Annotated in this window: 11 protein-coding genes; 4 read left to right on the forward strand and 7 right to left on the reverse strand. The window is 64.3% G+C overall.

Annotated elements, in window-relative coordinates; translation table 11 throughout:
* Window positions 1–3: 3 nt before the first annotated feature.
* The 4 genes from imm45 to scpA are packed head-to-tail and all read right to left on the reverse strand — an operon-like array spanning window position 4 to window position 5,191.
* Window positions 4–414, reverse strand: coding sequence for an Imm45 family immunity protein (imm45, locus tag N4G42_RS13900; RefSeq protein ID WP_108497499.1), 411 nt, complete (start codon window positions 412–414; stop codon window positions 4–6).
* A 15-nt stretch (window positions 415–429) separates the two neighbouring features.
* Entirely contained in the window at window positions 430–1,962 is a 1,533-nt protein-coding gene (locus N4G42_RS13905) for an acyl-CoA carboxylase subunit beta (RefSeq protein WP_056062687.1), read from the reverse strand.
* Window positions 1,963–1,997: 35 nt separating this feature from the next.
* The gene (gene meaB / locus N4G42_RS13910; RefSeq protein WP_056062683.1) at window positions 1,998–3,026 is read right to left on the reverse strand and encodes a methylmalonyl Co-A mutase-associated GTPase MeaB; all 1,029 of its coding nucleotides are present in this window, start codon (window positions 3,024–3,026) and stop codon (window positions 1,998–2,000) included.
* The gene (scpA, locus tag N4G42_RS13915; RefSeq protein ID WP_260667598.1) at window positions 3,023–5,191 is read right to left on the reverse strand and encodes a methylmalonyl-CoA mutase; all 2,169 of its coding nucleotides are present in this window, start codon (window positions 5,189–5,191) and stop codon (window positions 3,023–3,025) included. The genes meaB and scpA overlap by 4 nt, the downstream gene beginning before the upstream one ends.
* Before the next feature lie 143 nt (window positions 5,192–5,334).
* Between scpA and N4G42_RS13920 the strand changes: the two genes are divergently transcribed.
* The gene (locus N4G42_RS13920) at window positions 5,335–5,970 is read left to right on the forward strand and encodes a GntR family transcriptional regulator (protein WP_108497501.1); all 636 of its coding nucleotides are present in this window, start codon (window positions 5,335–5,337) and stop codon (window positions 5,968–5,970) included.
* A 67-nt stretch (window positions 5,971–6,037) separates the two neighbouring features.
* Here the strand turns inward: N4G42_RS13920 and N4G42_RS13925 are convergent, their stop codons facing one another.
* On the reverse strand, window positions 6,038–7,204 hold the full coding sequence (locus tag N4G42_RS13925) for a GGDEF domain-containing protein (protein WP_260667599.1): 1,167 nt from the start codon (window positions 7,202–7,204) through the stop codon (window positions 6,038–6,040).
* Between the two features lie 291 nt (window positions 7,205–7,495).
* Here N4G42_RS13925 and N4G42_RS13930 point away from each other — a divergent pair, with 291 nt between their 5' ends.
* Window positions 7,496–9,358, forward strand: a complete 1,863-nt coding sequence (locus tag N4G42_RS13930; RefSeq protein ID WP_260667600.1) for an AMP-dependent synthetase/ligase — start codon at window positions 7,496–7,498, stop codon at window positions 9,356–9,358.
* Between the two features lie 22 nt (window positions 9,359–9,380).
* Here N4G42_RS13930 and N4G42_RS13935 read toward each other — a convergent pair whose 3' ends face one another.
* Window positions 9,381–10,502 (reverse strand): saccharopine dehydrogenase family protein, encoded by a 1,122-nt coding sequence (locus N4G42_RS13935; protein ID WP_260667601.1) that lies wholly within the window; start codon window positions 10,500–10,502, stop codon window positions 9,381–9,383.
* A gap of 168 nt (window positions 10,503–10,670) precedes the next feature.
* On the opposite strand from N4G42_RS13935, the gene N4G42_RS13940 reads away from it, so the two are divergent.
* Window positions 10,671–11,120, forward strand: a complete 450-nt coding sequence (locus N4G42_RS13940) for an Lrp/AsnC family transcriptional regulator (RefSeq protein ID WP_056062663.1) — start codon at window positions 10,671–10,673, stop codon at window positions 11,118–11,120.
* A gap of 226 nt (window positions 11,121–11,346) precedes the next feature.
* Here the strand turns inward: N4G42_RS13940 and N4G42_RS13945 are convergent, their stop codons facing one another.
* The gene (locus tag N4G42_RS13945; RefSeq protein WP_099730212.1) at window positions 11,347–11,934 is read right to left on the reverse strand and encodes a lysophospholipid acyltransferase family protein; all 588 of its coding nucleotides are present in this window, start codon (window positions 11,932–11,934) and stop codon (window positions 11,347–11,349) included.
* Between the two features lie 322 nt (window positions 11,935–12,256).
* Between N4G42_RS13945 and N4G42_RS13950 the strand changes: the two genes are divergently transcribed.
* Window positions 12,257–13,426 (forward strand): alkane 1-monooxygenase, encoded by a 1,170-nt coding sequence (locus N4G42_RS13950; protein ID WP_260667602.1) that lies wholly within the window; start codon window positions 12,257–12,259, stop codon window positions 13,424–13,426.
* The last annotated feature ends 153 nt before the right edge of the window (window positions 13,427–13,579 follow it).

Genomic DNA, 13,579 nt, shown 5'->3' on the forward strand with positions numbered 1-13,579 from the left:
GCCCTACTCAACTTGGAGATCCAGCGAAGCGGCGGCTTCGCGGTGGTTGATACACATATTGCTTGGGTATTGAGGAATCACCAGCACTTGCTCCACCGAGCATTCTGGATAGATCCATCGTCCCCAATTCGCCCTGAGCCATTCAACAGACAAAGAGCTTGCGTCAGGCTGAAACTTCGCTTCCAGAGGAAGTTCGATCAGCGTGAGCCCAGCTTTTTGCCCTGTACAGACAATCAAACTCAAACCGCAATCGGAGACCCGTGACTCCAGACACATCAAATCAACGACTGGCTCGTATGGCCACTGAGCAGCCGTAATTCGAAGCACAGTTCCGCGCCAAAGCCCTGGCACCACCAACTGCGACAGCGGCTGCCAATCGGCGCGAATTTGAGGCTGAAGATCAGCGGTGTCCATGCTCAAGCTCTCAGATCACAGCGGAATGTTGCCGTGCTTGCGCCATGGGTTTTCCAGCTTCTTGTCGCGCAGCATGACCAGACTGCGGCAGATGCGCTTGCGCGTTTCGTGCGGCAGGATGACGTCGTCGATAAAGCCACGCGCACCGGCCACAAACGGGTTGGCAAAGCGCTGCTTGTATTCCGCCTCGCGCGCGGCCAGCTTCACGGGGTCGTTCTTGTCTTCGCGGAAGATGATCTCCACCGCGCCCTTGGCGCCCATCACGGCGATTTCTGCGTTGGGCCAGGCCAGGTTCACGTCGCCGCGCAGGTGCTTGGAGCTCATCACGTCGTATGCGCCGCCGTAGGCCTTGCGGGTGATGACGGTGATCTTGGGTACGGTGCACTCGGCATACGCGTACAGCAGTTTGGCGCCGTGCTTGATGATGCCGCCGTACTCCTGGCTGGTGCCGGGCATGAAGCCGGGAACGTCCACAAACGTGACCACCGGGATGTTGAACGCATCGCAGAAGCGCACAAAACGCGCGGCCTTGATGCTCGACTTGATGTCCAGGCAGCCCGCCAGCACCAGCGGCTGGTTGGCCACGATGCCCACGGTCTGGCCTTCCATGCGGGCAAAGCCGATGAGGATGTTCTTGGCGTACTCGGGCTGCAGTTCAAAGAAGTCCCCGTCGTCCACGGTCTTGAGGATCAGCTCCTTCATGTCGTAGGGCTTGTTGGGGTTCTCGGGCACCAGGGTGTCCAGGCTCAGGTCCATGCGGTCGGCCGGGTCGTTGCTGGGGCGCACCGGTGCCTTCTCGCGGTTGTTGAGCGGCAGGTAGTTGTACAGGCGACGCAGCATCATCAGCGCCTCCACGTCGTTCTCAAACGCCATGTCGGCCACACCGCTCTTGGTGGTGTGCGTCACGGCGCCGCCCAGTTCCTCGGCCGTCACTTCTTCGTGGGTCACTGTCTTGACCACCTCGGGGCCGGTCACGAACATGTAGCTCGAATCCTTGACCATGAAGATGAAGTCCGTCATGGCGGGCGAGTACACGGCGCCACCGGCGCTCGGGCCCATGATCATGCTGATCTGCGGAATCACGCCGCTGGCCAGCACGTTCTTCTGGAACACGTCGGCATAGCCACCGAGGGACGCCACACCTTCCTGGATGCGCGCGCCGCCCGAGTCATTGAGGCCGATGACGGGTGCGCCGACCTTCATGGCCTGGTCCATCACCTTGCAGATCTTTTCGGCATGGGTTTCGGAGAGTGCCCCGCCGAACACGGTGAAATCCTGGCTGAACACGAACACCAGGCGGCCGTTGATCATGCCGTAGCCCGTCACCACACCGTCGCCGGGGATCTTGTTGTCCTCCATGCCAAAGTCGGTGCAGCGGTGCTCGACGAACATGTCCCATTCCTCGAACGTGCCGTCGTCCAGCAGCAGCTCGATGCGCTCGCGCGCTGTGAGCTTGCCCTTGGCGTGCTGCGCATCGATGCGCTTTTGCCCGCCGCCCAGGCGTGCCAGCGCACGCTTTTTCTCCAGTTGATCCAGGATGTCTTGCATGGTCGTCCTTTGGTGAATGGGTTGGTGTCTACTATCTATTTGATAGCTGCCAGCGCATGATTGGATTGCGCTAGCAGCAGATTTCGTGCTGCAGTGGATGCTGCAATGCGTCCTGCGGCCACATCGGCCTGCATCTGGGGCAGCAGCTCACGCACCTGCGGGTGCTGGCGAAATGCGAGCTTGAGGCCTGCGTCGATGCGCTCCCACATCCAGGACAGCGCCTGCTTCTCGCGCCGCGTGGCCAGGCGGCCGTTGGCGGATTGCAGCTGGCGGAACTGCGTGACGGCGGCCCAGAAGCTGTCTACGCCCTGCCCCAGCAGCGCGCTGATCTGCACGACCTTCGGGTGCCACAGCGTTTCGTCGTGGTGCGCGTTTTCCGGATTGCCGTGCTGGCTCAAGAGGCGCAGGCTGGAGGTGATCTGCGCCTCGGCGCGCGTGGCGGCGTTCTTGTCGATGTCGGCCTTGTTGATGACCACCAGGTCGGCAATCTCCATCACGCCCTTCTTGATGGCCTGCAGGTCGTCGCCTGCGTTGGGCAGCTGCATCAGCACGAACATGTCCGTCATGCCCGCCACGGCAATCTCGCTCTGGCCCACGCCCACGGTTTCGACGATCACCACGTCGTAGCCTGCGGCCTCGCAGACCAGCATGGCCTCGCGCGTCTTCTCGGCCACACCGCCCAGCGTGCCGCTGCTGGGGCTGGGGCGGATGTAGGCCTTTTCATGCACCGACAGGTGTTCCATGCGCGTCTTGTCGCCCAGGATGGAGCCGCCCGAAACCGTGCTGGAGGGGTCGATGGTGAGCACGGCCACGCGATGGCCCTGGCCGATCAGGTACAGGCCCAGGGCTTCGATGAAGGTGGATTTGCCCACGCCGGGCACGCCGCTGATGCCGAGGCGGAAGGCCTTGCCGGTGTGCGGGAGCAGCTGGGTCAGCAGCTCGTCGGCCTGGGCGCGGTGGTCCACCCGCGTTGATTCGAGCAGCGTGATGGCTTTGGACATGGCGCGGCGTTGCACCGCCGCCGTGCCCTGCACCACCCCGTCAAGAAGCGCCGCAGGTGTCACGCCACCGCCTTGCGAATCTGCTCGAGCACATCCTTGGCGCTGGCGGGAATGGGTGTGCCGGGGCCGTACACGCCCTTGACACCCGACTCGTACAAGAAGTCGTAGTCCTGCGCGGGGATCACCCCACCGACGAACACGATGATGTCGTCCGCACCCTGGTCCTTGAGCGACTGGATGATGGCGGGCACCAGCGTCTTGTGGCCTGCAGCCAGCGTGCTCACGCCCACGGCGTGCACGTCGTTTTCAATGGCCTGGCGGGCACATTCCTCGGGGGTCTGGAACAGCGGGCCCATGTCCACGTCAAAGCCCAGGTCAGCAAACGCGGTGGCCACCACCTTGGCGCCCCGGTCGTGGCCGTCCTGGCCCAGTTTGGCGATCATCACGCGGGGGCGGCGGCCTTGTTCTTCGGCAAAGGCGTTGATTTCGGTCTTGAGTTTGTCCCAGCCTTCGGCCGAGTCATAGGCAGCTGCGTACACACCGGTCACCTTCTGCGTATCGGCGCGGTGGCGCCCAAAAACCTTCTCCAGCGCATCGCTGATCTCGCCCACGGTGGCACGCAGACGCACAGCCTGGATGGACAAATCGAGCAGGTTGCCCTCGCCACTCTCTGCGGCGGCGGTCAGCGCATCCAGCGCTGCCTGCACCTTGGCGGCATCGCGCGTTGCACGGATCTTTTGCAGGCGAGCGATCTGGCCGTCGCGCACCTTCATATTGTCGATCTGCAGGATGTCTACCGGGTCTTCCTTCGCCAGCTTGTACTTGTTGACGCCGACGATCACGTCCTTGCCGCTGTCAATGCGCGCCTGCTTCTCGGCCGCAGCAGCTTCGATCTTGAGCTTGGCCCAGCCGCTGTCCACGGCCTGGGTCATGCCACCCATGGCCTCGACCTCTTCGATGATCTTCCAGGCGGCGTCGGCCATGTCCTGGGTCAGCTTTTCCATCATGTAGCTGCCGGCCCAGGGGTCGATCACGTTGGTGATGTGGGTCTCTTCCTGGATGATGAGCTGCGTGTTGCGCGCAATACGGGCGCTGAACTCGGTGGGCAGCGCAATGGCTTCGTCAAAGCTGTTGGTGTGCAGGCTTTGCGTGCCGCCAAACACGGCAGCCATGGCCTCGATGGTGGTGCGCACCACGTTGTTGTAGGGGTCCTGCTCTGTGAGGCTCCAGCCGCTGGTCTGGCAGTGCGTGCGCAGCATGAGGCTCTTGGGGTTCTTGGCCCCCGTGGCCTTCATGATGCGGCACCACAGCAGGCGCGCGGCGCGCATCTTGGCGACTTCGAGATAGAAGTTCATGCCAATCGCCCAGAAGAACGACAGGCGCCCGGCGAACTCGTCCACGTCCATGCCCTTGGCGATGGCGGTCTTCACATATTCCTTGCCGTCGGCCAGGGTGAAGGCCAGCTCCAGTGCCTGGTTCGCCCCGGCTTCCTGCATGTGGTAGCCGCTGATCGAGATCGAGTTGAACTTCGGCATGTTCTTGGCCGTGTACTCGATGATGTCGCCAATGATCTTCATCGACGGCTTGGGGGGGTAGATGTAGGTGTTGCGCACCATGAACTCTTTCAGAATGTCGTTCTGAATGGTTCCTGAGAGCTTGTCTTGCGAGACGCCCTGCTCTTCCGCCGCCACCACGTAGCCGGCCAGCACGGGCAACACCGCGCCGTTCATGGTCATCGATACGCTGACCTTGTCCAGCGGGATCTGGTCGAACAGGATCTTCATGTCCTCGACCGAGTCGATCGCCACCCCGGCCTTGCCCACATCGCCCGTCACGCGGGGGTGGTCGCTGTCGTAACCCCGGTGGGTGGCCAGGTCGAACGCCACACTCACGCCCTGCCCGCCCGCAGCCAGGGCCTTCCGGTAGAACGCATTGGATTCTTCGGCGGTCGAAAAACCTGCGTACTGGCGGATCGTCCAGGGCCGCACCGCATACATGGTGGCCTGGGGGCCGCGCAGGTAGGGCTCAAAACCGGGCAGCGTGTTGGCGTACGGCAGGCTGGCCGTGTCTTCGGCGGTGTACAGCGGCTTGACGGTGATGCCATCGGGCGTGACCCAGTTGAGGGCGCTGACATCGCCCCCCGGCGCCGACTTGGCTGCGGCCTTGGCCCAGGTTTCCAGCGATGACGCGGCGAACTCTGGGGCGTTGTTGGTGGGGTTGTCACTCATGGCAAAAGCTACTCCGAAGATGGCGTTGGGGCGTCCAACACAGCGCACAGGCGGTGACCGCACAGGTGCAGTGGTGTGGCGGCGAGTTTACATCATTCATAATTATTGATTCAAAATATTCCGTCCAGCTTACAATCCACCCCATGTCTGCCCTCACCCTTACTCCCCGCGCGCTCTACGAAGAAGTGGCCGAGCAATTGCGCCAGCGCATCTTCCGGCGCGAACTGGAGCCGGGCAGCTGGATTGACGAACTCAAGATTGCCGAGGAATTCGGCATCAGCCGCACCCCCCTGCGCGAGGCGCTGAAGGTGCTGGCCGCTGAAGGCCTGGTCACGATGAAGGTGCGCCGTGGCGCCTACGTGACGGAGATGAGCGAAAAAGACCTGCGCGACGTGTACCACCTGCTCAGCCTGCTGGAGAGCGATGCCGCCGGTGTGGTGGCCGAACATGCCACCGAGGCTCAGTTGAAAACGCTGCAGGACCTGCACGCCGAGCTGGAAGCCGCCGTGGCTGATCGCGAAAAATTCTTTGCCGTCAACGAACGCTTTCACATGCATCTGCTGGAGATGGCCGACAACCGCTGGCGCAGCCAGATGGTGGCCGACCTGCGCAAGGTGATGAAGCTCAACCGCCACAACTCCTTGTTCAAACAAGGGCGCATTGAAGATTCATTGAGCGAACACCGTGCCATCCTGGCCGCGATGGTGGCGCGTGACGCCAAGGCCACGGTCAAGGCTATGCAGGCGCACTTTGCGCAGGGGCTGGAAGCGGCGACCTGATTCTTGGCACCGGAACAGGCTGGTAACCAGACACCGGACCCAGTGGGCATCGGGCTCGATCGGGCCTTCAGAGAGCGACTTCCACCCGGTTACGCCCTGCCGCCTTGGCCGCATAAAGCGCCTCATCTGCGCGGCGCAGCAAGCCATCAAAGTGAGCGTCGTCAGCGCGAAGCACCGCCAAGCCTATCGACACCGTCAACGGCAACACCAGGTCACCCGCCGTGAACGGCGCCTGGGCGACGGCCTGGCGCAACCGCTCGCCAGCGGCAGGGGCGCCGTGCAGCTGCAGGTTGTCGAACAGCACCACAAACTCTTCCCCACCTTGCCGAGCCGGCAACTCGGCCCCCCGGCAGGCCGACCGCAGCCGCATCGCCACATGCTTGAGGGCCACATCGCCCATCTCGTGGCCGTGCTCGTCGTTGATGCGCTTGAAGTGGTCTATATCCACAATCGCCAGCCCGAACCCGCCGGACGCCGGGCTGGTGCGGGCCTGCTCAAAACGCTGCAGCCCCATCTCCACCAGCGTGCGGCGGTTGGGCAGGCCGGTCAGGTAGTCGGTGGACGCTGCGCGCTCCCACTGGCGGCGGATGCGCTCCGAGCACATCAGCAAGAACGCTGTGGTGCCAATCACGGGCAAAGTGGCGGCCACCATAGGGGTGGCAATGTTCATCCAGGCTCCCGCCCCCAGCACATTGAAGGCCGGGTTCACACCCATCAACACGAAGTAGCCCGCACGGAACAGCACAAACAAGGCAACGGCCGTGAACAGGCCAGCCATCACGCGTCGGCTGCGGGCGCCGTCGCGGCGCTCCTGCGAAACCAGCACCACAATGCAGTGCACCATCAGCACCGACCAGACCACCGACACGGTCAGAATGCGCCCGCCCACGTCAGCCGTACCCAAGGTCAGCCAGAACACGGCCGCCGTGCCAAGAGCGGCGGGCACCATGATCCACAGCTTGTCCTTGAGGCCATAAAACTGCCGCAATGCACGCAGATAACCCGTGAAGCCGAACATCACCAGCGCATTGGCCAGGGCCAGGGTGTAGGCGGGCGGGTTCAGCCCCTGCGCGGCAAACAGGATAGAGCCACCGGCAAACAGCAGTGTGGCAACGCGCCAGCTGGCCGCAGCGGGCCGCATGGGCAACGGCAAGTCCTTGTGCATCAGGCCCAGAACCCCACCGTTTGCCAGCATCATGAGGGTGGCAATGAAAAAAATGGTGACAGGGTCCATGGGGTTTGCTGGTGCGGCGTTCGCGTGGCTATGGAATGGCGCGTATTGTGCCCATGGTGCCTGCAGCCCTCGACGCGCCATGTGGCGGCCGCACGCAGTGCCCGCCTCGGCATTCCATCTTTAGGAATGCACCATTTCTCACAAAGCACGCCACCGGATGGGTGCCGCAAGCTCCTGTGCTGGCTATCATCTTCGGGTTTGCCCTGATCAGGGCCCAGAATCTCCCAGTGAGGCGCTCCGGCATGCGGACGCCCCACTGAAGTCCCTCAGCGGGCACCATGCACCAGTCAGATGACCTCAGCCACCGCCCCCACCCGAATTTCCGACGTTCACACGCTGCCCCAACTACTGGCTTACCGGGTCGGCCAAACTCCCCAGGCCGACGCCTTTCGCGCATATGACACGAACCGCAAGGCTTGGCAAAGCCTGACGTGGGCGCAGACCGCAGAGCGCGTGAAAGCCTGGGCCCAGGCCCTCGCCGCCATGCAGCTGCCGCCTGCGGCCCGCGTGGCCATCTTGCTGCCCAACGGCCTCAATGCCATGTGCGCAGACCAGGCCACGCTGGCCGTCGGCGGCGTGCCTGTGCCTCTGCACGCCATCGACAACCCCGGCAGCATCGCCTACATCCTGGCGGACTGCGAGGCATCGATGCTGATCGTGAGCCAGGCCGAGCAATGGGAAAAGATCCGCGCCGTGGGCACGCCCTTCCCGGCCCTGCGCGCCGTGGTGATCACTGATGACGACGACGCGTTCAAGGCCACCCCGGCGTCGGGCGACAGCCCGGCCGTGGGCTCGCTCGCGCAATGGCTGACGGGTGCGGCACAAACGGACGCGTCCACCGCGGCCACAGGCCCGCAGGCCGATGACCTGGCGGCCATCGTCTACACCTCCGGCACCACCGGCAAACCCAAGGGCGTGATGCTGACCCACCGCAACGTGGTCAGCGACGTGAAGGCCGTGCTGGAGCGCATTGCACCCACAGTGGACGACGTGTTCCTGTCGTTCCTGCCTCTGTCGCACACCTTTGAGCGCACGGGCGGCTACTACCTGCCGATTGCGGCGGGCAGTTGCGTGGCCTATGCCCGCTCGGTGGCCCAGCTGGCGGAAGACCTGAAAACCATACGCCCCACCGTGCTGGTGTCGGTGCCGCGCATCTACGAGCGCATCCACGCCAAGCTGCTCGAAAAACTCTCGCCCACGCCCTGGAAGATGCAGCTGTACGAAGCCGCGCAGAACAAGGGTTGGACCCGGTTTTGTGCAGCCCAAGGGCTGGCTGCCCCCACACCGGACGCCAGCAGTCAGGCCGCAGGCTGGATGGCCGCCCTGCCCTGGCCGGTGCTGCAGGCCCTGGTGGCCAAGCCTTTGCTGGCCCAGTTTGGCGGCCGCGTGCGCGTGGCGGTGAGCGGCGGCGCGCCGCTGTCGCCCACCATTGCCAAGTGTTTTCTGGGCCTGGGGCTGCCGCTGATCCAGGGCTACGGTATGACCGAGACCGCACCGGTGGTGTCGGTCAACGCACTGGACGACAACGACCCCGCCTGCGTAGGCAAGGCCCTGCCCGGCGTGGAAGTGCGTATTGGAGACAACCGCGAGCTGCAGGTGCGCGGCCCCATCGTGATGAAGGGCTACTGGAAGCGCCCCGAAGACACCGCACGCATCCTGAGCACCGACGGCTGGCTGGGCACCGGCGACCAGGCCGACATCGTGAATGGCCGCATCCACATCAAGGGCCGCATCAAGGAAATCATCGTCACATCCACCGGCGAAAAGATCCCGCCAGGCGACCTGGAACTGGCCCTGCTGGCCGACCCGCTGCTGGAGCAGGCCTTTGTGGTGGGCGAAAACCGCCCCTTCATCGCCTGTGTGGCCGTGCTGAATCCGGGCGAGTGGCAGCGCCTGGCGGCCGACCTGGGCCTGAACCCCCAGGCCGCTGACAGCCTGAACCACCCCAGCGTGCACCGTGCTGTGCTGGCGCGCATCGAAAAGAACACCGCCAACTTTGCCCGCTATGCCGTGCCGCGCACGGTGCACCTGACGCTCACGCCTTGGACGATTGAAAACACCTTCATGACGCCCACGCTCAAGCTCAAGCGCAACAACCTGATGGCGCACTTTGCCGAAGCCATTGAGGGCATGTACCAGAAGCCGGGGCGCTGAACCCCGGCTTGCCCAGGCTCCCTCAAAGCACCAGCTCGCCCTCCCGGGCGTAGGCGGAGCCAAAGCGGTTGGACAGAAAGTCCGCAAGCGCCACGGACTCCTGCCCGACAAAGCCCTGCTGCGGCAACTTGCCTTGCGCCACCAGGTCCAGCGTCGTGCAGATGCCTGCAGCCGTGGTGAGCTGGATGGCGCTCAGCGTGTGCCCGGCCACCTGCGTGCCCACGATACGGGCCGAGTACGAGTCCTGCACCAGCCGCCCGCCCTTAAGGCCTGATGCGGTGGCAAACACCACGATCACGTCCTGGTCCGTGGTGGGGATGGCGGTTTCCAGAATGTCCTTGAGCAGATCGCGCCGGTCGCGCAGGCGCAGGTCGTTGAGCAACAGCTTGAGGATGGCGTTGTGGCCCGGGTAGCGGATGGACTGATAGTCCACCTGCCGGGCCTTGCCCGCCAAGGTTTCCGTCAGCGTGCCCAGGCCACCCGAGGTGTTGAAGGCCTCGTACTCCACGCCGTCCAGCGCAAAGGTTTCCAGCCCCTCCAGCGCGGGCACCGTGGTGCGCACGCCGTCCACAATGGCTTCGCAGGGGTTGCAGTACTCGTTGATGAGGCCCTCGGTACTCCAGGTCAGGTTGTAACGCAGGGCACCCTGGGGGTAGCGGGGCAGCGCCCCCACGCGCATGCGCAGCGTGTGCAGCGTGTCAAAACGCCGGGCCAGGTCATTGCCCACGATGCCGATGAAGCCCGGGGCGAGGCCACATTGCGGCATGAGCACGCTGCGGGCGTTGGCGGCGAGGGTGCGGATGGCCTGGGTGCTGGCCACGTCCTCGGTCAGGTCAAAGTAATGCACACCTGCGTGTGCGCACAACGTGGCCACGGCCACGGCGCGATGGAACGGCAATGCGTTCAGCACGGCAAAACGGCCGTCGATGGCGGCTTGCAGGCTCGCGTCGTTTGTGGCCAATCGGGTGGAAATACCCAAAGTTGCCACCTCGGCCAGCCGCACCGGATCGCGGTCCACCACCAGGATGTCGTAGTCGCCGGACTGTTGCAGGAGCAGTGCCATGGCGAAGCCGATGTGGCCCGCCCCCAGTATGGTGATGGGGCGGCGGGAGGTGGAGTACGAGGAAATGTCGAAGGTGGTCATGGCAGTGCTCCCGGTAGTGCTCGCCGCACATGGCGGAGAGGTGTTGTGGATGCCTTGATGCTAGGCAACAGCGCTGTCAATGTGTAGCGTTCAAAACGTCGAAAGCTGTTCTTTGTTTTGCCATAACGGCGAATATGATGGGCGTTATGACTTATTGAGGAAATGCGCATGACCCAGGCCCTGGATGACACCGACCGGCAACTGCTCAGTCTGCTGCAGGCCAATGCGCGCGAAGGCACGGCCACGCTGGCGCGCAAGCTCGGCCTGGCCCGCACCACCGTGGTGGCGCGGATTGCGCGGCTGGAGCGTTCGGGTGTGGTGGCCGGCTACGGGGTGCGGCTGGGTACGCGGCTTGACGCCACCACCGTGCGGGCCTGGTGCAGCATCAGCGTGCTGCCCAAGGCAGCGCCCGCCGTGCTGCGCGCGCTGGAAGCCATGCCCGAGGTTGAAGAAGTGTCGGCCGTGAGCGGGCCGTTTGACTACCTGGTGTTCTTGCGCTGCGCCAGCCACGAGCAACTCGACACCCTGCTCGACAAGGTCGGCCAGCTGGAGGGCGTGCACCAGACGCAGACCAGCATCGTGCTCAGCCGCAAGATCGACCGACGACAGGTAGGGTGACATCCCCCTGAGCGGCTTACGCCGCTTCCCCCCTTTTCTCGGCTCGCTGCGCGATTCGGGACGGGGGACGCTGCCAGCGCGGTGGGGCGCCCCTTGCTCGGCACCCCTGGCGTACGCTGCGCCAAAAGCCACCAGCGCGCTCAAAATCAAACGCTAAATGCTATGGATACTGAAGCTACCAGCGCTTATCTATCAAGCAATAGCGGCTATTTTTACAACCAGTGAATCAGGCCTCGAACTGCGTCGGATTCTTGCCCCGGATCGGCGCATAAAACGCCTTGATGCGCGCCATGTCACGATCCACATCGCCCGTGGGCTCAAACACCGGGCCCAGGCCGCCGACCTTGCGGCCATAGTCGACAAACGCGAGCACGATGGGCACGCCCGCCTGCTGGGCGATGAAGTAAAAGCCCGTCTTCCAGTGCCGCGTCTTGCCCCGCGTGCCCTCGGGCGGCACGATGAGCTGCATGGGTCCGTCGGCATCGCGCATGGCCTGGGCCGAGTTGGCGACCAGGTTGTTGGCCTGGCTGCGGTCCACCGGGATGCCCCCCAGCCAGCGCATCACCCCGCCAAACGGCGCCTTGAACAGGCTGTGCTTGCCCATCCAGTACACCCGCAGCCGCAGCGAAAACGCCAGCATCAGCGTGTACGGCAAGTCCCAGTTGCTGGTGTGGGGTGCGGCGATCAGCACGCTTTTGGCAGCATGGGCTGGCAAGGCGCCCTCGACCTTCCAGCCGGTGATGCGCAGGGTGAAGCGGGAAAAAGCGCGCAGGAGCGTGTTGACAACCGGCGTGTCAAAAATGGTGTGGTGCATGGGAAAACGGGTGACAGAACGGAGCCCGGGGCGCTGAAACAGGCAGTGGGCGCTTGGCTCCACAGGCATCGAGAGCGCCGCGAGTATCGCTGATGGTGCCAATATCCCGCCTTGACGCAAGGCAAAGTGGAGCCGCCGCCGCTTGCATGCACCCCTGCAGATTACTCCCAATTTCATAGCAATCAGGGCAAACATCACTAGCGCTACCAGCCATTTTTGCTTCAATTGCCGGAGCAAAGGCGCCATGCCAAATAAAACTGGCGTTGGATCTCCACCGGTCCAGAATGCACCACCCGCAGGTCCGCGTTGTCGCTGCCGCCCCATGCTGCCAACCCTATTGCCCACCACCCCGCCCTACCGCGACCGCAAGCGGTACGCATGGCTGCTGTCCCTGGTGGTGCCCTGCACTGTGGGCGTAGGCCCGGCACTGATGGCATGGACGGGCGAACCGCTGGCGCTGTGGGCGCCGGTGGCGTTTTTCTACCTCGTCGCCCCGTTGCTGGACTGGATGCTGGGCGTGGACCAGAGCAACCCGCCCGAATCCGCTGTGCCTGCGCTGGAAAACGACCGCTACTACCGCCGCATCACCTTCCTGCTGGTGCCGGTGCTGTGGGCGGCCTTCATCTTCAGCGCCTGGTGGGTGGCCACGCAGCCCCTGCCCTGGCATGGCGTGCTGGCGATGGTGCTGACCACGGGCACGGTGGGCGGGTTCTGCATCAATCTGGGGCACGAGCTGGGCCACAAGAACACGGCGCTGGAGCGCTGGCTGGCCAAGCTGGTGCTGGCGCCCACGGCGTATGGGCACTTCTTCATCGAACACAACCGGGGCCACCACCGCGATGTGGCCACCCCGGCCGACCCGGCCTCGTCGCGCATGGGCGAGTCCATCTACCGCTTTGTGCTGCGCGAGATGCCCGGCGCCGCACGCCGCGCCTGGGCGCTGGAAAAAGACCGCCTGGCCCGCCAACACCTGCCGCTGCTGTCGTGGCGCAACGAGATCCTGCAGCCCGCGCTCATCACGGTACTGCTGTGGGCAGGGCTGGCGCTGTGGCTGGGCGTGGTCATCCTGCCGTTTTTGCTGCTGGCATCGTTCTGGGCCAACTTTCAGCTCACCTCGGCCAACTATGTCGAGCACTACGGGCTGCTGCGGCAAAAGGACGCCAGCGGCCGCTACGAACCCTGCCGCCCCCAGCATTCATGGAACAGCAACCACGTATTCTCCAACTGGGCCCTGTTCCATCTGCAGCGGCACTCCGACCACCACGCGCACCCGCTGCGCCGCTACCAGTCTCTGCGGCACTTTGACGATGTGCCGCAGCTGCCCATCGGCTACTTCGGCATGTTCACGCTGGCCTATGTGCCGCCCCTGTGGCGCCGCGTGATGGACCCGCGCCTGCTGGCCCAGGTGGGGCGCGACGCCGCCCACATCAACATCGACCCGCGCCAGCGGGCCGCGATCGTGCGGAAATACGGGTTGCAGGACCTGGGATAGAACGAGTGTGCATGCGCTGGCGACTGGGCACGGGCACCCTGCGGGCCGACAACCGCCCCTCCAGCACTCCTCTATTGATAGCACCCAGAACAATCGGCACTAGCACCTGCGCCCTTTTTGACCCAAAACCCTCCTCTGGCGCCCCTCACGCAG

The sequence above is a fragment of the Acidovorax sp. K2F genome, assembly GCF_025246485.1.
Classification (GTDB): Bacteria; Pseudomonadota; Gammaproteobacteria; order Burkholderiales; family Burkholderiaceae_C; genus Acidovorax; species Acidovorax delafieldii.